This is a genomic window from Candidatus Eremiobacterota bacterium (assembly GCA_031082125.1).
GTDB lineage: Bacteria > Vulcanimicrobiota > CADAWZ01 > CADAWZ01 > Ess09-12 > Ess09-12.
This window is the reverse complement of record JAVHLM010000015.1, coordinates 77169-96835: the sequence shown is the minus strand read 5'-3', so window position 1 is coordinate 96835 and position 19667 is coordinate 77169. Positions and strand designations below refer to the sequence as shown.

The following is a 19667-nucleotide window of genomic DNA, read 5'->3' as shown; positions in this document are numbered from 1 at the left end:
GAGGAAGTTTTCAGGACATGACCGGTAAAATGAAGGCCGTGGTGAAGACCCGCAAAGGCCCCGGCGCCGAGATGGTGACTGCTGATATCCCACCTGTCGGCGCCAGGGAGGTTCTTGTCAAAGTGAAAGCCACTTCTATCTGCGGCACTGACGTCCATATCTACACATGGGATCCCTGGGCCCAGGGACGGATAAGGAAAATACCCCAGGTCCTGGGTCATGAGTTCGCAGGAGAGGTTGTGGAGATCGGCAAAGAAGTCCGCCACATAAAGATTGGCGACACTATATCGGCTGAAACCCATATCCCCTGCGGTGAATGCATCCAGTGCCTCACGGACCAGATGCACATCTGCAACAATCTCTCCATCCTGGGCGTTGACAGGGACGGCTGCTTCGCCGAGTACGCCGTGATCCCCGAAGTAGTCTGCTGGAAAAACAGCCGTGACATACCCTATGAATATGCCACGGTCCAGGAGCCTCTCGGAAACGCCGTCTATGCCACCCTTGTTGAAGACGTGGCCGGCAAGACGGTCGCCGTTATAGGTGAAGGTCCTACGGGGCTTTTCGCCGTCGGCGTGGCAAGGGCTTGCGGAGCTACCGAGATATTCGCCCTGGGCAAAAACCGCTACAGGCTTGAGATCGCCAAAAAAATGGGAGCCGATCACACCATCATGGTAAGTGATACAGACGCCGTTGCTTTTATACTCGAGAGAACAAATGGAATCGGCGTTGACGTGGTGCTTGAAATGGCAGGGGCACAGCAGGCTATCGATGACGGTATCAGGATAATCAGGAAGGGGGGGCGTTTCTCAGCCTTCGGAATCCCTCCGGGAAACGTGAGGCTTGACTATGCCAACGGGATAATCTTCAAGGGGATCACCCTTTACGGCATCAACGGGCGCCTTATGTATTCAACATGGTTCAAGGTGAGAAACCTTCTTGCTTCGAAAAGGCTCGATGTCTCTCCCGTGGTGACTCACAAGATGCCCATGTCGGACTTTGCGGAGGGATTCAGGCTCCTCACCGAGGGCGAGAGCCGTTGCGGCAAAGTGGTTCTGATCCCTTAGAGGGCAAAATCATAATTCCTGGATCTCATCTGCCATGCCAGCTTTCACGGGGGCGGGAGAGCCCCGCGGAGAGCCGGGCATGAGACATTTCAAGGAGGACCCGATGGGAAAATTTGATTTCATCGACGAGGAGATTGCAAGGCTCAGAGAGGCCGGCCTCTATAACACCATAAGGACCATCGAGAGCCCCCAGGGCGCCTGGATAACCGTTGACGGGAAAAAGGTCCTGAACATGTGCTCAAACAACTACCTGGGCTTTGCCAATGAAAAACGCCTTGCGGAATCGGCCAAGCAGCATATCGACCGCTATGGTGTCGGACCCGGCGCCGTCAGGAGCATCGCGGGCACCATGGCAGTTCACCTGGAGCTGGAGAAAAAACTCGCCACTTTCAAGGCTGTCGAGGAGACCCTGTCGCTGCAGTCGGGCTTCGTGGCCAACCAGGCTGTCATCCCCTCGATAGTTCCGGGTGAAGACGATGCCGTCTTCACCGACTCCCTTAACCACGCCTCCATAATAGACGGCGTGCGCCTCACCAAGGCGCAGCGCTTCATTTACCAGCACAATGAGCCCGAAGACCTTGAGAAAAAGCTCAGGGAAGCCGCCGGAATAAAAAAGAAGCTGATCATCACCGACGGGGTTTTCTCCATGGATGGCGATATAGCGCCGCTCCCCGAGATCTGCAACATCGCCGACCGCTATGAAGCCATGGTGATGGTGGACGATGCCCACGGCGAGGGGGTCCTCGGCAGAAACGGCCGCGGCATCGCCGACCACTTCGGTCTCCATGGCAGAATTGACTTCGAGGTGGGAACTCTCTCGAAGGCCTTTGGCGTCGTGGGAGGCTTTGTCTCCGGGAAGGCAAAGGTGATAGAATTCCTGAGGCAGAAGGCCAGGACTTTCCTTTTCTCATCGGCTGTCACTCCGGCTGACGCGGGAGCCTCCATAGCAGCCGTTGATATTCTGATGGAGTCGGAAGAGCGGGTCAAGAGGCTGTGGGATAACACCGCATTTTTCAAGGACAAAATGAAAGGCCTTGGCTTTGACCTGGGGATATCCAGGACACCCATCACTCCCGTAATGCTCGGTGAGGCAAAAGTGGCGCAGGCCTTCTCGCGGAAGCTCTTTGAAAAGGGGATCTTCGCCATGGCAATCGGATTCCCCACGGTGGCGAAAGGCAAGGCAAGAATAAGGGTCATGCTCTCGGCGACCCACTCAACGGAGGATCTTGAGAAAGCTCTCGGGGTCTTCGAAGCAGTAGGCCGGGAGCTTCACATCATCTGAGCTCCATGAGGAAGAGGGATGCAGTACTTTACCAGGAAATTCGCGGGTTTCTCCTTTATCGCAGCCCTCAGCGCCATCGGGTTATTTGTAGGGACAACCCTTTCGGTCTATCATTCCGTCTGCGCGCGCACCTACGAGGACTTCCTGCTGAGGCCAAAAATCGGCATCCTTCTCGGCGCCCTCGCGGCCTGCACCCACCTTATCACCATATGGATCATAGACCACCTCACCAGGGGGAGATACCGCCACAGGCCTCTTCTCCACGCCTTACAGCTCACTGTCATTCTATACTGTTATCTCATGTGGGCGGAGGTAACCTTTTTCCCTCACAAGATGCAGATGGCATCTCACCGCTACTGGATCCTGGCGATGACTGGCCTTGCCCTTGCCATCAGCATCATCATCTTTTTCCACTATTTCCTTATGGAGACCCTCCAGCTGCGCTTCAGGATCCTTGGCAAGATTCACATGGGCATCATTGAGTCGCTGATCACCGTCCTGGAAGTGAGAGAGCCGGAGAAAAAGGGCCATTCCCGCAGGGTTGCCATGGGCTGTGATCTTGTCTCCGCGAGGCTTGGACTGCCTCCTGAAAAAAGGGAGGCTCTCCGCCGGGCAGCCCTCATGCATGACCTGGGAAAGATTGCCATTGATGACAGCCTTCTCTGCAAGGAGGGGCGCCTCAACCCCGAGGAACTGGCGGCAGTGAGGCTTCATCCCCTCATAGTGGAGAAGATACTCGCGCCTCTTCACATCCTCTCGAGAGAGACCAGGATAATCAAGGCATCCCACTACTTTATCAATGCCTGGAACCAGGAAAAGGAGACGCCTGAGAGCCAGGAAGGCATTGACCGATCTATTCAGACGCTCTTCCATTATACTTTCAGCGGTGATACCTCCCTTGGTACTCCTGATGAGGCAAAGATCCTCTCCGCCATTGATCTCTATGACACCCTCACCCATCCGAGGCGCCAGAGGCCTGTGCTTCTGAAGGAAGACGCCCTTGAAGAGATCCGGCAAGGGGTGGGAGCAAGGTTCGATGGAAAGGCCTTTGAGGCGCTCACCGCCCTGGTGAATGAGGGCGCCTGGCCGCAGGACGTGAAAGAGGAGGACCGCGACGAAGGCACTGCAGATGAGGACACTATCCTCACGGAAATAAGGAAGACAGCGCGGGGCCTCAACCTGCTGGACAATTTCTACCGCCTCCTCGGCGTGGGGCGGCACAGGGGGAAGCGCTCACTGATACTCTCTATGGGATCAGGATTGTTTCTCGGCCTTATACTGGGAGTTTTCATCTACGCCACTACAGGCGACACTGCCTGGATCAGGCTTTTCTTTTATCAGGGCATCATAGTGGGACTTGTCGTGTGGTCCATCGGCTACCCCATTGAGTGGTACCTGGCTCACCGGTTCCGCAACCGCCTCTTCACGGGCCCCTTTGGAGCCTTCACAGGCTTTGTCATAGGAGGCGTTCCTGCCAGCATAATAAGCCTCATTGCCGTAATCAACGCTCACCTCGGCGCAAGGTTCACCCTTGATGAGTACAGCATCCTTTACATCGTGAGCACCTCGCTCCTCTGCGGCGCACTGGGCGCCGTGTTCCGCTATCTCCAGGATGTCTCCAACAGGCTGATGAAGAACCAGGGAAAGCTCCAGAAAGCCTATTTTGACCTTATCTGCGCCCTCTCCTTCGCCCTGGAGGCCAAGGATCCCTACACGAGGGGACACTCGGAAAAGGTGAGCATCCTGGCCAAGAAGATGGGAAAACTGCTGGACTTTGACGAGATGAAGCTTGAAGAGCTTGAAAAGGCGGCGCTTTTTCACGATATCGGCAAGCTGGGAATAAGCCAGTCAATCATCAACAAGAAAACAAGACTCGACGACGATGAGCTTGCCATAATCAAGCAGCACCCCACGATTGGCGCCGAGATACTTGAGCCTGTGAGATATCTCAGGACCCTCTCGCCCTTCGTGAAAGCTCACCATGAGAGCTTTGACGGAGGAGGCTACCCCGAGAGAAAGGAGAAGACCGACATCCCTCTCTACGCGAGAATTATCGCCATCGCCGATTCCTACGACGCGATGGTCTCCGACCGATCCTACCGCAAGGGCCTTCCCCATGCCACCGCCATAGAGGAGCTGAAGAAATGCTCGGGCTCACAGTTCGATCCTGACCTCGTGAAGATCTTCATAGACTCCTTTTAGCGCAGCGGAGCATCTCTATAGATGGAGGTGAGTCCCGTGGAAAAAAAGGACAATTACAGACTTCTCATATTTGGAGTGGTGCTCTTTGCCATCATTTCGCTGATTGCGGCCTTTGGACAGGGAGGCAGGGATACCCTCATGCAGGGGCCCGGCCCGGGAGGCCAGGCGGTATTTACCGAATCCCGCTCCATGGGGGATTTTAACGGCTACCAGGGCGGCACTTTCAGGGGTATGCCTCCCGGCGGAGGCGTCCAAGGCGCCGCAGGAGGCTGACCGGGAAGGTAGCAGCCGGGTGGAACCCGGCTTCCCAGGGCAATCAGGGTCAGGCTGACAGATTTCCGGTGAGTGTCCCGTCGCTGCAAGGCAATCAGGGACAGTCTGGCGGGCAACCGTCAGTCTGTCCCTGTCACTTTAAGGTACTACAAAGGATATACTTTCCTGTTATAGAATACAGAGGAAAAGTATCGACCACAGGGAGACTGAGATTGATGAGCGGTTTCAAGGAGGCCGGGCCCCTCAGCAAGCAGGAGCTTCTCCAGAAGCTCAAGAGGCTTAACGAGGTGAGCAGGGACATACAGAACACAGGCAAATCGCTCTCGATTGTCCAGAATATGCTCCAGCATGCCTCACTGAAGGAGAAAATGGACAAGCTCTCCCAGGAGCAGGCCCAGATCGTCAAAAAGATTGTGGACACCTCTTCCGATGTGCTCTCCAAGGGCGAGTTCCTGAGGTTGAGCAGGATAATAGACGAGTTCCAGGCCCAGATCAAGACATGCAAATCATCGGCGGAATTAAACGAGCTTCAGAAGAAGATTGACGATACGGTAGATGACTGGGTGGAGCTCTTCCAGAAAATTGCCTTTGACGCCATAAAAAATTCAAGGTAAGCCCAGAGGCCCCTTATGCCAAAAAAAGAAGAGGAACTCACCAACAAGAACATCCAGGCCCTCAAGACCCTCGCCAACGTCGAAGGCCAGGGCTCGGGCAAGGATTATGTGACAGAGCTCATTCTTGAGGCCGACAACCTGGGAGCAAGCGATATTCACTTCGAGCCTTACAAGGATGAGCTCAAGCTCAGGATGCGTATTGACGGCACCCTCCGCGACATCTTCGCCGTCCCCAAGAAAAAGGAAGCCTCCATTATCTCATGCATCAAGGTGATGGGCGGTATGGACATCACGGAAAAGCGCCTCCCCCAGGACGGCCGCGTGGAGATTGAAGCCCAGGGGCGCTCCCTCAAGGTGCGTATCGCTTCAATCCCCCAGGTCTTCGGGGAAAAGGTGGTCATGAGGCTCTTCTCAAAGAACATTGACATGCTGAACCTCGACACCCTGGGCTTTACCGAGGAGAACCAGAAAAAATTCGAGTTCATCATCACCAGGCCCAGCGGCATGGTTCTTGTGAGCGGCCCCACGGGCGCAGGCAAGACCACCACGCTCTATGCCGCGATGAACAGGCTCAACTCGCCCGAGAAAAACCTTGTGAGCATTGAAGATCCCATTGAGTACATCATCGACAGGATCAACCAGATCCAGATCAATCCTGCCATTGACTTCAATTTTGCCACGATTCTCCGCGCCATCCTGAGGCAGGATCCTGACATCATCACCGTCGGTGAGATCAGGGACCTGGAAACTGCCTCAATGGCCGTAAGAGCAGCCCTCACAGGCCATCTCCTTCTCTCGACTTTCCATGCGAACAAGACCACGGCCTGCATCACAAGACTTATAGACATGGGCGTAATGCCCTTCATGCTTGCCGCGGCGTTAAATGGAGCCATAGTGCAGAAGCTCGCCAGAAGAATCTGCCCTATGTGCGTTGAGGAGCTCCCCCCCTCAAAGAACGTGCTTCAGGGACACCGCCATTTCAAGGGAAAAGGGTGCCGCATGTGCAACAACACGGGCCTGAAAGGGAGGATCGCCATCCACGAGGTCCTCGTCGTCTCAGGGGAGCTGCGGGATCTTATCCAGAAAAACGCCGGCGGCGGCGCAATATTCCAGCTTGCAAGAAAGGAGGGCCTCAAGACCCTCCAGGACGACGCCGTGAAGAAAGTGCTGGATGGCATAATCACTTACGAGGAAGCGGTGAATGTCACTTTCGACATTCTTTAGGAAAGATCATGAGCGCACCTCTCTCATCTCTGCCGGGACTTGACTGGGACTCCCTCCACCGCGAGGCGGCAGGGCTCCTCTCGGCGTACATAAGGATAGACACGTCCAACCCGCCGGGAAATGAGCTGGATGCCGCGCGCTTTTTTCAGAAAATCCTCGCGGCAGAGGGCATTGAATCCACCGTCCACACTGCCCTCCCGGGGAGAGGGAGCATAATGGCCGTTCTCAGCGGTGAAGGCTCCCGGAAGCCCCTTGTCCTTCTCAATCACACCGATGTGGTCCCTGTTGATGACGGCCCTTCCTGGGATGTCCCCCCCTTTTCGGGCGCTTCACGGGACGGATTCATCTGGGGAAGGGGAGCGCTTGACATGAAGGGCATGGGCATCCTGGAGCTGATGGCATTCCTCATCTTCTCCCGGTCGGGGATGAAGCTCTCCAGGGACCTGGTCTTCCTTGCCACTGCCGATGAGGAGACAGGGGGAACCCATGGAATAGAGCACATCTATGGCCTGGAGCCTCTCCTCTCCACGGCGGCATTCTGCATCAACGAAGGGGGAGGAATCCGCTTCACGGGCCCCCGGAGCATCCCGTGCTGGTGTATCGGGGTAGCAGAGAAAGTCTCGCTCCGCCTGAAAATCACCACCCACGGCAGGGGCGGCCATGGCTCCATCTACCGGCACGACAATCCCAACGTGGTCCTCCTCAGAATACTTTCAAAGATTGAATCAATGCACGAGCCGCCGACAGTAATCCCCGTAGTGAAGGAGTTTTTCAGGAACATCGCCATTGCCGAGGGACAGGATGAGCGCAGCCATTTTCTGGATATTGAGCAGGGGCTCACCGACAGCGGTTTTGACAGGAAGTTCAGACAGAACGGCTACTATGACGCCATGGTGAGAAATACAAAGGTCATCACCATGCTCAAGTCAGGGGAAAAAATCAACATGATCCCTGTTAAAGCCAGCGCTTATCTGGATTGCAGGCTTATCCCCGGGAGCTCCAAGGAGGATTTTCTGGGAAAAATCAAGGATGCGCTTCTGGGCGAGCCTGTCACCATCGAGATTGTGGACTCAGGAAGGGAGTCGCCTCCCTCGCCCCTTGGCAGCCCTCTCTACAGGGCGATTGAAAATGTCGCCTCCCGCGCCGATCCTGGAGGAATCACCGCTCCCTTCATGATGACGGGAGGCAGCGATTCAAGCTTTCTGCGCCAGAAAGGGATACCCTGTTATGGCTTCGTGCCTTTCAGGCTCCCCCCGGAAGAGAAATCCAGGGTTCACGGGAAAAACGAGCGGCTTTCGCTTGAAAACCTGAGGAACGGAATGAGGCTTCTGATGGAGATCATTCTGGAGCTTGAGGAGCTTGGGGCTCCTTAGGGTCCTCTTCCTCTCCGGTCCTTATCCTGAAGGCTTCGACGGAATCGGCATAGACCACATCAGATTTGGCAAGCAGCGAAAAGGTGGCCAGAATCAGCTTTATGTCAAGCCAGAAGGAGTAATGATCGACATACCATATATCCCATTCGATCCGCTCAGGCCATGAAAGCGCGTTTCTCCCTTTCACTGTCGCGAGTCCCGTCATGCCGGGCTTCACTTCAAGTCGCCGCCTCTCATGCCCGGTGTACTGCTCGACCTGGTAGCGGAGAGTAGGCCGGGGTCCTACACAGCTCATCTCTCCCCGCAGCACGTTGAAGAGCTGAGGGAGCTCATCAATGCACCAGCGCCTCAGGAAATGGCCTGATTTCGTGATGCGGGGATCGCCTTTCACGAGATCAAGGCCCGCACCTATATGCTCTGCACCGTCCACCATGGTACGGAACTTGAATATGGTGAAAGGCTTTCCATCCTTCCCTATCCTCTCCTGGAGAAAAAACAGGGGGCCCTTCGACTCGAGCTTGATTATCAGGGCGGCGGCGGCCATGACGGGAGCGGTGAGCAGGAGGCCGATAAAAACAAGAAAAAGGTCAAGAGCCCTTTTCAGAAATTTTTCCGTCGAGGTCATGGGAGAGGCCATTTATGCACCTGCAGGGGGCGCCTGCCCCGAAAAGGCAGGCACCCCGAAAAATGCTTATTTCGATACCGCCATGTGCTTGAGGTTCTCAATGACAAGCTCTGCCGTCTGGATTCCTGCACGCTTCTGGCCTTCACTGGTACTGGCGCCTATGTGGGGAGTTCCGATGAAGTTCTCCAGGGCAAAGAGGGGATTGTCCTTGGCAGCAGGCTCCATTTCAAATACATCCATGGCCGCGGCAGCCACCTTGCCACTCTTGAGGGCCTCCGCGAGGTCATGCTCATTCACCACGCCGCCGCGGGCGCAATTAATGAGAATGACGCCGTCCTTCATCTTTGCTATGGTATCCTTGCTGATGAGATTAGCCGTCTCGGGAGTCTTGGGAATATGGAGCGAGATGAAGTCCGATTCCTTCAAGACCTGGTCCAGGTGGGTGGTGAAGTGAATATGGTGGGCCTCCAGCTTGTCCATCTGGCAGACGCCTTCCTGGTCGCAGCCCAGGACCTTCATACCCAGTGAATGGGCGCGGCTTGCGAGCTCGCACCCGATTCTCCCGCAGCCGATGATACCCAGGGTCTTCCCATGGAGCTCAATGCCCTTCAAGGCGCTTTTCTCCCACCTGCCCTCCTTGAGGCCGATGGTGCCCCTCACGATCTGGCGCGCAGCAGCGAACATCATGCCCAGGGCCAGCTCGGCTACGGAGATGGAAGTGGCCGCAGGGGTGTTCACCACCTTTATCTTATGGGCCTCTGCCGCCGCCTTGTCCACGTTGTCAAGGCCCACGCCGGCGCGGGCGATGAGCTTGAGGTTCTTTCCCTTCTCTATGACCTCTTTTTTCACTTTGGTGGCGCTCCTCACGACGATGGCGTCATATTCAGGGATTACCTCCAGGAGCTCCTCGGGCTTTAATCCTTTCTTCTCCACCACTTCGAGCCCCGCTCCCTTCATCATTTCGAGGGCCTGCTTGTCAAGTCCGTCCGTTACGAGAACCTTCATGATCATCTCTCCTTTTTTTATATTACCCAATGGGCTTTTAATGCCGTTACCTATACCTCGCGCAGCGTCTGTTCCCTGAGAGAGAGGAGGTGCGCCACGAGGTGCTCCCTGCCCACCTTCTTCTCCAGGGCCAGTATTTTCACTATCCCCCTGCCGTACATCCAGCTCTTTATTTTCAGGAGCTTCCCTGCTTCATGTTTTTCCCCCTCGGAGAGAAGAATCCTGTATTCCACCCACCGGGCCATTGCTTCCCTGAAACTCTTGTTTTCAGTGAAGAGCTTCTTTTCATAGAGAAAGGCATGGGTGAGTTCGTGAGCCAGTATGGCCTTGAAGCGCTCCCTCTTGAGACCGCTCAGGATATATACCATGTGATACTTTTCGTCAAACATCAGGTGGGAGCGGTATTTTCCCAGGGATCCGGCACACCATGAAAAGGAATACTCCCAGATCCTCTGTTCCTTGATGAGCTCAATCACTACGGGGTAAGTGACCTTTATACCATACTGCCCGGCAAGAAGGCTCTTCATCTCTTCAAGGAGCTTCTTCGCCACGGTGAGATCCCTGACATTGGGCTTGTCATTCACCTCAAACTCTGAGGTCGTTATCTTGAACTCACTCTGACCGGTGATCAGAAACTCTATGGTTCGGCCTATCTTTACAAGAGTGGACTTGAGAATCGCAGGAATATCCACCTTGACACCTGTCCATCTCGGAGGAAAAATTGAAACCAGGGCTATGAGAAAAGGATTTGACGGGGCGCCATCCTGGCAGATCATTGATCTTGAAAAAGAGGCCGGTGCATTCTCCCGGAAGCCTATTTCTTAAGAGCGGCCCTCACATCATCTTCTGTTGCTCCCTGCTTGTTGGCAATCACCGTAAGAAGGAGATTGGTTTTCTCAAGTTCGCCTGCCAGTGCTTTGAACATTGTGTTGAGATATACCCCAAAGGCCAGGAAAAAAATGGTCCATACAATCATCAGAACTGTCTTTAAATCCATCCTGTTCTCATCCTCCTTGATTCATAAAAAAATAATGTTTCTCAAGTTCCCAGGGAACAGCACCGAAGAATTCCCCTCACGGGCAGTAAAGATCTGCTTCCCCCCCCCCGCATTTGACAACCTGTAGTGGTGTTCACCTTCAATCGATGATCTCAATATATTTATTCCTGCAGAGAAAAAATCCTTCTCATCTTTGCAAGGAAAAGCATTTCCCTGTTCCCGCGGGGAAACAGCAGGTCCGCATTCTCCAAGGCGCGCCAGTATGGTAACGGTCCCATGAAGGAAATCACGGGCACTTGGTGAATTCTCAAGAAAGAAGATGAGACCCTTTATAGAGAGAGGCAAGGATGAGAATAGTGCTGTCCACATGCAGATTGGAGGAGGCCGATCATATCACCGACACCCTCCTCAAAGAGAGGCTGATAGCGAGCGCGAATCATGTTCCCGGTGTCATTACGAAGCTCTGGTGGAAAGGTGAGATGATCTCCCAGCAGGAAGTCCTGCTCATATTGAGAACAAGGGAGGAGCTCATCTGGAAAGTTGAGAAAAGGATCGAAGAGCTCAACAGCTTCGAAGTCCCCGAAGTGGCAAGCATAGAGATAAAGGAATGGAACAGCAAGTACGCCAACTGGCTCTTATCAGTCACTCAGCAGAAATAGACCCTTTGCCGAACGGACCTCTGATGATGACTCTTGAATAACTGCCTGCAAGAAGCCAATTCCAGGAGGTGGCCATGGAATCACTTTCCGTATTTATTGTGCCCCACACCCACTGGGATAGGGAGTGGTATGTTCCCTACGAGATTTTCAGGAAAAAGCTCACCGATATGCTCCTGAGCCTTGTCGAGGCTATGGAGCATGACAAGGAATACCATGCCTTCGTGCTTGACGGCCAGGCCGTAATACTGAAGGATTACCTTGACTATTACCCGGAGCACGAAGAGCGCATCGAGAAGCTGGTAAGGGAAGGGCGCCTCCTGGTGGGGCCCTGGTACACGCTCCCCGATGAATACCTGGTAAGCGGTGAAGCCCTGGTGAGGAACCTCCTCATCGGGCATAAAATGGCTGACTACTTCGGCAAAGTAATGAAAATCGGCTACGTGCCCGACTCCTTCGGCCATATCTCCCAACTGCCGCAGATCCTCAAAGGATTTGGCATTGATCATGCCATCTTCACCAGGGGTATAGGCGATCAGCCCCGGAAATCGGAATACCGATGGAAGGGGAGCGACGGCACTGAAGTGCTCGCCACGGTACAGCTTCTCGCTTACAACAACCTGGGCTACCTGCCCCAGGAAACTGCCGTGGCAGAGAGCCGTGTGCTCCGGGAAGTGCGCTACCTTCAGCCTTTTCTCTCAACAGGGAATGTGCTCCTCAATCATGGCGGCGATCACCACTGGCCCCAGCCCCATGTAGTCGAGGTGGTCCGCTCCCTCGCCGGGAAGAACCTCTTCAGCTCCATCAGGATCTCCGGTTTTGAGGAATATTCCCTGGCGGTGAAAAAGGAGGACAGCCGGCATTTCCCCACACTTGAAGGCGAGCTGAGAGACTCGCGCCATTTTCCCATTCTCTCCGGTGTGCTTTCCACCAGGATGAAGCTCAAGCTGATGAACCATGCCATAGAGAACCTCCTGGCCCACTGGGCCGAGCCCCTTGCCACATTGAGCCACCTGGAAGGGAATGCTTACCCGCACAGGGCTCTGCTCATGGCGTGGGAGCTGCTCCTTCAGAATCATGCCCATGACAGCATATGCGGCTGTGGCACCGACGAGGTCTTTGAAGAGAACATCATGCGGTTCCACAAGGTCAAGCAGCTGGGAAACTACATCAGGAACGAGTCAATGTCCCTGATGTGCGATGCCGTTTCCACCCTGCAGGAAAACATTCCTGAGGGGGAGACCCTCGTGATCTTCAACTCCCTCCCCTACACAAGAACGGAGCCCGTGCAGATCAAGCTCGCATGCCAGAACCTCCCTGAAGCCCTCTGCCTCGTCGATGAGAAGGGAGAGGAGCATCCGCTGCAGCTCACCGGCAAGACGGAGCAGGAGGGCTCCTATCCCCACATGTCGAGAGATCCCGTCGAAGAGAGGAATTATGCCTTTACCGCCGGAGAGATGCCCCCCATGGGCTACAGGACCTTCTACCTGGTCCCCTCGAAAGAGCAACCGGGAGAGCCGCAGCCACCTCCGCAGGAAAAGGAAGAGCTTGCCATAGAGAACCGCTTTTATGAGGTGGGATGGAACCCCATCGACAGGCTTTACGCGGTGGAAAAGCGCACCGGCAGGAAGTTCCCCTATCTCTCGGGATTCATGGACGAGGCCGACTGCGGTGACGAATACAATTTCTCACCCCTTCCCGGCGATATGGTCCTCAAGGATCCCTTGAGAGATCTCACGTGCTCGCTTGTCGCCGACGGCCCGGTGCAGAAAACCATAGAGATCAAGGGCCTGCTTGCCCTTCCCGAGGGGCTTGCCCCTGACAGGAAGTCCAGAAGCGCCACCCTCCAGGAGTGCCCCTTCTCGCTCAGGGTCTCTCTCTTTGAAGGCCTGGAGAGGATCGACTTCTCTCTTCACTTGAAAAACAACGCTCGCGATCACCGCCTCAAGGTGGTCTTCCCGCTCGAAATCGGGGAAGGGAAGCTCACGGCAACGGCAGAGGCTCCCTTTGATCTTGTGACCAGGAGCCTCTCGAGGCCCTCCTCTGGAGGATGGATCGAAGAGCCTGCCAGAACTTTTCCCCAGGGACGCCTCCTTCTTCTCAGGGATGCGGCGCATTCACTGGCCCTCTTCAACAAGGGTATCCCGGAAGTGGAGATTCACAGGGGGAGCAAGCGCCTCCAGGTGATCATGACTCTTATCCGCTCCGTGGGATGGCTCTCGCGGCATGACATCATAGGGAGAGGCGTCGAGGCAGGACCTAAGATACCCACGCCGCTCGCGCAGTGCATCGATGAATTCCGTTTCAGCTATAGCCTGGTCATAGCCGAGGCCTCACGGGAGCCCGAGCATTTTTCCGCACAGGCGCTCTGTTTTGACGTCCCCCTCCGGGGCACCTTCACCAGCAGGCATAAGGGCGCGCTGCCCCCCTCGCGCAGCTATCTCTCGGTAAAGCCCGAAACGCTCCTCATTTCAGCATTCAAGAAAGGTGAGCACAACGACAGCATTATCCTGCGGCTCCATAATCCGTCAGGAAAACCCCTGGACGGAACCCTGGCCTGCGGCTTTCCGGCAAAAGGATATTACCATGTGACGCTCAACGAGGAGAGGACAGGCACCCTCAATGCCATTGACAGGCCATTCAACGTGGACCCGAAGAAAATCATCACCCTGGAGATTGAAAGACAATAATACTGCAGGAACAGGAGCTGATCTCTATGAAAGCTGTAGACAAGTATCTGGATGCAATGATCAAGGTGAGCGGGTCTGACCTCCACCTTGCTTCGGGATTCTGCCCCATGATAAGGATCCATGGGCAGCTCGAGCTCACCGATGCCCCGCCCCTGCCTCCCGACAATGTAAGGGAAATGGCTCTGGAGATTCTCTCCAACGAGGATAAGGAAGCCCTTTTCAGGAACACGAGCGTGGATTTCATTTACCGCTCAGAAGCGCTGGGACACCGCTTCCGCTCCAATTCCTTCTTCCAGAAGAACGGCCTCAACCTGGTATTCCGGTGGATCCCCACGGCCATCCCCACGCTTCAGTCCCTTGGCTTTCCCGAGGTGATGAGAAACCTCACCCATTTCCACCAGGGCCTTGTGCTGGTCACGGGCCCCAGCGGCTGCGGGAAAACCTCCACCCTTGCATGCCTTATCGACATCATCAATGAAGAGCGCTCACTCCACATTATTACCGTGGAGGATCCAATTGAATATGTTCACGAGAACAAGAATTCACTGGTCATCCAGCGGCAGCTAGGCATGCACGTCTCTTCCTTCAACCTGGCCCTCAAGGGAGCTCTCCGTGAGGACCCCGACGTGATCATGATCGGCGAGATGCGCGACCTGGAGACTATCCAGCTTGCCATCACTGCCGCAGAGACAGGCCACCTGGTCTTCGGCACCCTTAATACCAACAATGCCATACAGACCATCGACAGGATCATTGACGCCTTCCCCTCGGACCAGCAGTCCCAGATAAGGACGATGTTCTCCGAGTCAATCAGGGGGATTGTATCGCAGCAGCTCATTCCCAAGGCCGATGGAACCGGGAGGGTATGCGCCTACGAGCTGCTCTTCTCAAATCCCAGCGTCGCCAACATGATCCGGGATGGCAAGAACTACCAGCTTACGTCGGTGATGCAGATGGGCAAGAAGCACGGCATGCAGATGATGGACATCTCTCTCAGGGAGCTCCTGGAACAGGGCCTTATCACCAGGGACGAGGCCTTCGAGAGATGCGTTGATCCTCAACAATTCCAGTAAAGGCGGGAACGGACATGAAGTTTTTCTCCAAATTCAAGAATTTCCAGAAGGATGGCCCCGCGGAGGGCTCCTCCACACTGCCGATCCAGGACGAGACGCTGACTGCCGCCGCTGAGAGCAGGGCGCCGGAACCCACGGCCCACCATGAGCCGGCTCATACGGCCCCGCCGCATGAAGCCGCGGCCGAGGAGCACATGATGCCCCTTATCGTCCCCGTGAAGGAAGCAAGAAAGACCATCGATCTCACCTTCCCGGAGTTCTCCATGAAGGCCCTCCTTACTAAAATGGTGGAAATCGGGGCTTCAGACCTCCACTTCGAGACAGGCTCCCCCCCCATATACCGCATCAAGGGAGACATGGCATTTGTGAACATGGAGAATATCACGAAGGATACAGCGGAACGCTGCCTTTACGGGCTTATCAACGACTCGCAGAGGCAGACCTTCAACGAGTGCGGGAACCTGGATTTTGCTTACGAGATAAAGGATGTAGCCCGGTTCAGGGCAAACTTTCTTAAGCACCACCGGGGAATAGGCGGGGTCTTCAGGATTATCCCCAGCAAGATCCCCACGGCAGACGAGCTGAGGCTTCCCGAGGTGATCAAGTCCATTTCCATGTCAAGAAAAGGCATCATCCTCGTTACTGGGCCCACGGGCTCAGGGAAGAGCACCACGATGGCCTCGATGATAAACCACATCAACAGGAACAAGAAAGGCCACATCATCACCATCGAGGACCCCGTGGAGTTCACCCATCAATCGATCAACTGCCTCATCACCCACCGCGAAGTGGGCCATCACACCCTCTCATTTGCCGATGCCCTCAGGGCCGCCCTCAGGGAGGATCCCGACGTGATTCTCGTGGGCGAGCTGCGCGACCTGGAGACAATCTCGCTGGCCCTCACGGCAGCGCAGATGGGAGTGCTCGTCATGGGCACGCTCCATACCAACAACGCCACAAAGACGATTGACAGGATGATCGACGTATTCCCCGCCAAGCAGCAGGAGCAGGTACGCCTCCAGCTCTCGCAGTCCCTCAGGGCCATTATTGCGCAGCAGCTGCTGAAAACGGCTGACGGAAAGGGAAGAACAGCGGCCATTGAGATACTTATCGCCAATACGGGCCTCTCCAATATTATCCGCGAAGGCAAGACCACCCAGATCCCGTCATTCATCACGATGGGAAAAAGCGAGGGGATGCAGTCCATGGACACCGTGCTGGTGGACTTTGTGAAAAACGGCATCATCAAGAAGGAGGACGCTCTTTTAAGGGCCAATGACATGAGCGTGTTCAAAAGGGCAGGCCTTCTGCAGTGACGCGAAGATGCCGGGCTTCACTGCCGGGAATGTTGAAGGACTGGAGGAAACCTATGTCAAAGATATGGTAAGTAGCATGCTCCGGGTGCGAAATCCCCGCAAGGAAAGGACAGAATTCAATGGAAGAGAAAAAGAGACTTCTCCTCGTTGACGATGAAAAGGACTTCGCCAGGTCCTTGAAGCTTTACCTCGAGATGGAAAATTACGAGGTTGACATGGTGAACAGCGGGAGCGAGGCGCTGGTAAAGGCTGAAAACAATTCCTATCACCTGGTGATATCCGATATCCTGATGCCGGAAATGGACGGATATGAGCTGCGCAAGAAGCTCAGGACAATTCCCGGCACCAAAAAAGTCCCCATAATACTGCTCACGGCCAAGGAAGCCGACGTGGAGTCCCTCAAGGAGATTCATGACGGCGCCACGAGCTTCATAATGAAGCCCTTTGAGCACACCCTCCTGCTCGATGAGATAAAAAACCTTATAGAGCACCGTGCGGCCCGGGAGCTTCCCTAGCTCCCCATCCTTACAAGAGGCAGAGAACACCTTGAAAAAGAGCACACCATCTTCATATTCTTACAGGGGAGTGAGCCCCACACTTTTCATCGGCCTTGGCGAATACGGCGGCAGAACCGTGGGTGCCCTCATGGATCTGGTGAAAAAAAGGTTCCCGCCGGCGGAAGAGCCTCCGCTTTTCCAGTTTATATCTCTTGGCAGCGCGCACTCCCAGAGTTCACCAGCGGTCCAGCTGTTCTATGATGGCTCTGAAAGCTTCCAGGCCCCGCCGGGTTCTTGCCCGGAGGAGGGGCCGGGGAAAAGCGCGGCAGGCGGCGGCATTACCAGGCATCATTACCGCATGGCCTTTTATCAACATATAGAGGGCCTGAGGGCGCTCTGCCGCAGGCATCTCGCGGCGATAACCTCCCCACTTACGAGGAAGAGCGCGGCAGAGGCCCTGAACATCCCCATTGACGAGGGGGTGACGGTCTATATCATCTCTTCCCTCTGGGAGTCATCTTCCACGGGGATTCTTTGGGATATGGCGACGCTGCTCAGGGAGGAGACGGGGAATATTGAAGGGCCTGTGAGAATCATCTCCCTCCTTCTCTATCCAATGGAACAGCCCGGCAGGCCCCTGTGCCTTACGGACGATCAATATGCCGTGATGGGTGCCGCCCTTGAGGAGCTTCAGTCCCTCTATGCCGGCAGGAGCATGCAGGCCCTGCCCGGTGTGCCCTGCCCTGCGCCGGGAAAACCCTTTCACCTCGCTTACGTGCTTCCTCTCTCCCCTGGAGAAGAGGAGGACGAGGAGGCCATGCAGCTTCTTCAGAGCTACCTGTCCATGGAGCTTGATCCTTTTTTCTCGCCATACCTGAAAAGCACAAGGGATCAGCTCAGCCTCTACCTCGATCTTCCCCTTATTACCTTCGGCATGGCGGAGCTTCTCTTTCCCCACAGGGAAATCATTGAATGGTGCTCAAGGAGGCTGAGCCTGAGGGCCCTCCAGATGTGGGGGAGAAAAGAGGCCGCCTCCCAGACCGACGAGGCCCTCAGGAAGTTCTTCCGCATCATGGAGATAAAAAACCCCGAGAAGGCCGACGAGGAGTTCTCCAGGAGAATGGGGAAGCCCAAGGAGACAGCATGGCACCTGGGACGGCAGCTCAAGGAGCTTATTGAGACCTCCAGAAAGGATGACCTTGCCGAGAAGTTTGACGAAGAATACCGCAGGCTCTCCGCAGAGGAGCTGAACGAGTCGTCATCGACCCTCAACATGAAGATGAAAGAGATGGGGTCACTCCACAAAAAAGAGATCTCCCGGCTTCTGCTGGAGATGGCGAGTGACAGCCACGTGGGGCTTTTAAAGCTGAAAGGGGCTCTTGCCTCCCTGACCTCATTCTGCAACAGGGCTACCAAGCAGGTGGAAAACAGGATACAGGCAAGCGCCCTGAAGATTGACGAGCTGGAAAGAGAGCGGGTGGCCCTTGGCAGAGCGCTGAAAAAGCTCGTGAAAACGCCTCTCTTTTTCCTGCACAAGGCGAAGTTTCACGCTCTTTTTGAAAAGCTCTGGAAAGTCTCGGAGCTGTCCTTTGCCGAGCGCCTTCTTCTTCACATTCTCACATCGGGCCTTGAGTATTACCATCTCATGCGTGAATTCCTCTCACAGTACCGGGAACCTGTGGACTCCCTCATTGAAGTTTATGATCTCCTCTCGAAGCAGCTCAACGAGGAGGAGTTTTTCCCGCCACTGGGTGATCCCCTCACCATCTCCTTTGTGAAGGGGAACGCCCTGGAAGCCATATACCAGGATAATACAGGGAGCGAGGAGAAGACCATCACTGAAGTGATCTCCTCGATGCTCTCCCTTATCCCTTTGGATCTTGTCGATCTCTCCAACAAGCGCATCCTCAGAGACCTCAGGAATAACGCCCTGGAAGCCCTCTCCTCCAAGGCAAGGCAGTGTTTTAACCAGATTAGCGAAAAACCGGTGGTGGAGTTCTTCAATGAGCTCTGTACCGAAGGAGCACAGGACTCGTTGATTGAACAGCTTCTCCAGCGCGCAGCCCCGCGGCTGGCACCGCTGCTGAAAGGCGAAAACATGCGGATACGAACAACCGTGGCATTCCACGAGGGAACCTATCCTCAGTCCGAAGCGTCAATGAGGCTGGTGAAGAAGCTGGACGCCCTGGGGAATGCCATGCTTGAGTGCGCCGACATATGCGATGAGAGCAGGATTTCAGCCCTGGCGCACTATGCCGGGATCACCGTAAAGGATCTCAAAGGGAGCAAATGGCCCGCGCAGGCGGCAGCCCTGCAGAAAAGGCACCAGTTCAACCTCTCCGGCGAAAAAGGAGGGAATGATGAAGGGGAGCCTGTCCTCACGGTGAAAAGCTCACCCTGATGCCGTCCCGGGAAATCCACATGGAATCAAGGAGGAATCTGATGAGAATTGCATTGAGCCTTATGATACTTTTCGCAGGAGCGCTCCTCACCCTTATGGCCATGACCGGAGGCTGTGCCCCGCCGCCTCAGCCCCCGAGCAGCATCCAGCCGCTGGACACTTCCCATGTGACGGCTCTCAAGTCAGCCCTGAACACTGACCCCGAGCTCGCCTCGGCAGGAATCCAGGTGACTGTCCAGAACGACACCGCAACCCTCACCGGCACCGTAAACTCCGAGGAAGCGAAGAAAAGGGCGGAAGCCATTGCCCTCAAGACCAGGGGTATCAACAAGGTGGTGAATAACCTCCAGGTGGCCCCAAGTGAATAGCAGC

18 protein-coding genes are annotated in these 19667 nt (G+C 55.2%); 14 read left to right on the top strand and 4 right to left on the bottom strand.

Annotation, left to right across the window (positions count from 1 at the left end; all coding sequences use genetic code 11):
* Positions 1-17 precede the first annotated feature (17 nt).
* The 7 genes from tdh to RDV48_16920 all read left to right on the top strand — a co-directional run bounded on the left by tdh (position 18) and on the right by RDV48_16920 (position 8035).
* The gene (gene tdh / locus RDV48_16950; GenBank protein MDQ7824493.1) at positions 18-1067 is read left to right on the top strand and encodes an L-threonine 3-dehydrogenase; all 1050 of its coding nucleotides are present in this window, start codon (positions 18-20) and stop codon (positions 1065-1067) included.
* A gap of 103 nt (positions 1068-1170) precedes the next feature.
* The gene (locus tag RDV48_16945) at positions 1171-2349 is read left to right on the top strand and encodes a glycine C-acetyltransferase (protein MDQ7824492.1); all 1179 of its coding nucleotides are present in this window, start codon (positions 1171-1173) and stop codon (positions 2347-2349) included.
* A gap of 18 nt (positions 2350-2367) precedes the next feature.
* Entirely contained in the window at positions 2368-4551 is a 2184-nt protein-coding gene (locus tag RDV48_16940) for an HD domain-containing protein (protein MDQ7824491.1), read from the top strand.
* A 36-nt stretch (positions 4552-4587) separates the two neighbouring features.
* Complete coding sequence (locus tag RDV48_16935) at positions 4588-4824, top strand: hypothetical protein (GenBank protein ID MDQ7824490.1); 237 nt, start codon at positions 4588-4590, stop codon at positions 4822-4824.
* A gap of 215 nt (positions 4825-5039) precedes the next feature.
* Positions 5040-5438 (top strand): hypothetical protein, encoded by a 399-nt coding sequence (locus RDV48_16930; GenBank protein ID MDQ7824489.1) that lies wholly within the window; start codon positions 5040-5042, stop codon positions 5436-5438.
* A 15-nt stretch (positions 5439-5453) separates the two neighbouring features.
* Positions 5454-6662 carry an ATPase, T2SS/T4P/T4SS family gene (locus tag RDV48_16925; protein MDQ7824488.1) on the top strand — a complete coding sequence of 403 codons (1209 nt, stop codon included), beginning with the start codon at positions 5454-5456 and terminating at the stop codon, positions 6660-6662.
* Positions 6663-6670: 8 nt separating this feature from the next.
* Positions 6671-8035 (top strand): M20/M25/M40 family metallo-hydrolase, encoded by a 1365-nt coding sequence (locus RDV48_16920; GenBank protein ID MDQ7824487.1) that lies wholly within the window; start codon positions 6671-6673, stop codon positions 8033-8035.
* Here the strand turns inward: RDV48_16920 and RDV48_16915 are convergent.
* From RDV48_16915 to RDV48_16900, 4 genes are all read right to left on the bottom strand, one after another.
* Positions 8001-8672 (bottom strand): sugar transferase, encoded by a 672-nt coding sequence (locus RDV48_16915; protein ID MDQ7824486.1) that lies wholly within the window; start codon positions 8670-8672, stop codon positions 8001-8003. The two genes, RDV48_16920 and RDV48_16915, sit on opposite strands and share 35 nt — an antisense overlap.
* Before the next feature lie 54 nt (positions 8673-8726).
* Complete coding sequence (locus RDV48_16910; protein ID MDQ7824485.1) at positions 8727-9665, bottom strand: hydroxyacid dehydrogenase; 939 nt, start codon at positions 9663-9665, stop codon at positions 8727-8729.
* Between the two features lie 50 nt (positions 9666-9715).
* On the bottom strand, positions 9716-10357 hold the full coding sequence (locus RDV48_16905) for a hypothetical protein (protein ID MDQ7824484.1): 642 nt from the start codon (positions 10355-10357) through the stop codon (positions 9716-9718).
* 122 nt (positions 10358-10479) lie between these two features.
* Positions 10480-10662 carry a hypothetical protein gene (locus RDV48_16900; GenBank protein ID MDQ7824483.1) on the bottom strand — a complete coding sequence of 61 codons (183 nt, stop codon included), beginning with the start codon at positions 10660-10662 and terminating at the stop codon, positions 10480-10482.
* 347 nt (positions 10663-11009) lie between these two features.
* Here RDV48_16900 and cutA point away from each other — a divergent pair, with 347 nt between their 5' ends.
* From cutA to RDV48_16865, 7 genes are all read left to right on the top strand, one after another.
* On the top strand, positions 11010-11321 hold the full coding sequence (cutA, locus tag RDV48_16895) for a divalent cation tolerance protein CutA (GenBank protein ID MDQ7824482.1): 312 nt from the start codon (positions 11010-11012) through the stop codon (positions 11319-11321).
* Between the two features lie 74 nt (positions 11322-11395).
* Positions 11396-14008 carry a glycoside hydrolase family 38 C-terminal domain-containing protein gene (locus tag RDV48_16890; GenBank protein ID MDQ7824481.1) on the top strand — a complete coding sequence of 871 codons (2613 nt, stop codon included), beginning with the start codon at positions 11396-11398 and terminating at the stop codon, positions 14006-14008.
* Between the two features lie 26 nt (positions 14009-14034).
* Complete coding sequence (locus tag RDV48_16885; protein MDQ7824480.1) at positions 14035-15081, top strand: type IV pilus twitching motility protein PilT; 1047 nt, start codon at positions 14035-14037, stop codon at positions 15079-15081.
* 14 nt (positions 15082-15095) lie between these two features.
* Positions 15096-16397 carry a type IV pilus twitching motility protein PilT gene (locus RDV48_16880; protein ID MDQ7824479.1) on the top strand — a complete coding sequence of 434 codons (1302 nt, stop codon included), beginning with the start codon at positions 15096-15098 and terminating at the stop codon, positions 16395-16397.
* A gap of 119 nt (positions 16398-16516) precedes the next feature.
* Positions 16517-16912 (top strand): response regulator, encoded by a 396-nt coding sequence (locus tag RDV48_16875; GenBank protein ID MDQ7824478.1) that lies wholly within the window; start codon positions 16517-16519, stop codon positions 16910-16912.
* 31 nt (positions 16913-16943) lie between these two features.
* Positions 16944-19295 carry a tubulin-like doman-containing protein gene (locus RDV48_16870; GenBank protein ID MDQ7824477.1) on the top strand — a complete coding sequence of 784 codons (2352 nt, stop codon included), beginning with the start codon at positions 16944-16946 and terminating at the stop codon, positions 19293-19295.
* A 41-nt stretch (positions 19296-19336) separates the two neighbouring features.
* A complete protein-coding gene (locus tag RDV48_16865; protein ID MDQ7824476.1) occupies positions 19337-19663 on the top strand; it encodes a BON domain-containing protein in 327 nt (108 codons plus the stop codon).
* Positions 19664-19667 lie beyond the last annotated feature (4 nt).

Coding starts and splice junctions, on each gene's coding strand:
- tdh (MDQ7824493.1), top strand. CDS start 18: ATGACCGGTAAAATGAAGGCCGTGGTGAAGACCCGCAAAGGCCCCGGC.
- RDV48_16945 (MDQ7824492.1), top strand. CDS start 1,171: ATGGGAAAATTTGATTTCATCGACGAGGAGATTGCAAGGCTCAGAGAG.
- RDV48_16940 (MDQ7824491.1), top strand. CDS start 2,368: ATGCAGTACTTTACCAGGAAATTCGCGGGTTTCTCCTTTATCGCAGCC.
- RDV48_16930 (MDQ7824489.1), top strand. CDS start 5,040: ATGAGCGGTTTCAAGGAGGCCGGGCCCCTCAGCAAGCAGGAGCTTCTC.
- RDV48_16925 (MDQ7824488.1), top strand. CDS start 5,454: ATGCCAAAAAAAGAAGAGGAACTCACCAACAAGAACATCCAGGCCCTC.
- RDV48_16920 (MDQ7824487.1), top strand. CDS start 6,671: ATGAGCGCACCTCTCTCATCTCTGCCGGGACTTGACTGGGACTCCCTC.
- RDV48_16915 (MDQ7824486.1), bottom strand. CDS start 8,672: ATGGCCTCTCCCATGACCTCGACGGAAAAATTTCTGAAAAGGGCTCTT.
- RDV48_16910 (MDQ7824485.1), bottom strand. CDS start 9,665: ATGAAGGTTCTCGTAACGGACGGACTTGACAAGCAGGCCCTCGAAATG.
- RDV48_16900 (MDQ7824483.1), bottom strand. CDS start 10,662: ATGGATTTAAAGACAGTTCTGATGATTGTATGGACCATTTTTTTCCTG.
- cutA (MDQ7824482.1), top strand. CDS start 11,010: ATGAGAATAGTGCTGTCCACATGCAGATTGGAGGAGGCCGATCATATC.
- RDV48_16890 (MDQ7824481.1), top strand. CDS start 11,396: ATGGAATCACTTTCCGTATTTATTGTGCCCCACACCCACTGGGATAGG.
- RDV48_16885 (MDQ7824480.1), top strand. CDS start 14,035: ATGAAAGCTGTAGACAAGTATCTGGATGCAATGATCAAGGTGAGCGGG.
- RDV48_16880 (MDQ7824479.1), top strand. CDS start 15,096: ATGAAGTTTTTCTCCAAATTCAAGAATTTCCAGAAGGATGGCCCCGCG.
- RDV48_16875 (MDQ7824478.1), top strand. CDS start 16,517: ATGGAAGAGAAAAAGAGACTTCTCCTCGTTGACGATGAAAAGGACTTC.
- RDV48_16865 (MDQ7824476.1), top strand. CDS start 19,337: ATGAGAATTGCATTGAGCCTTATGATACTTTTCGCAGGAGCGCTCCTC.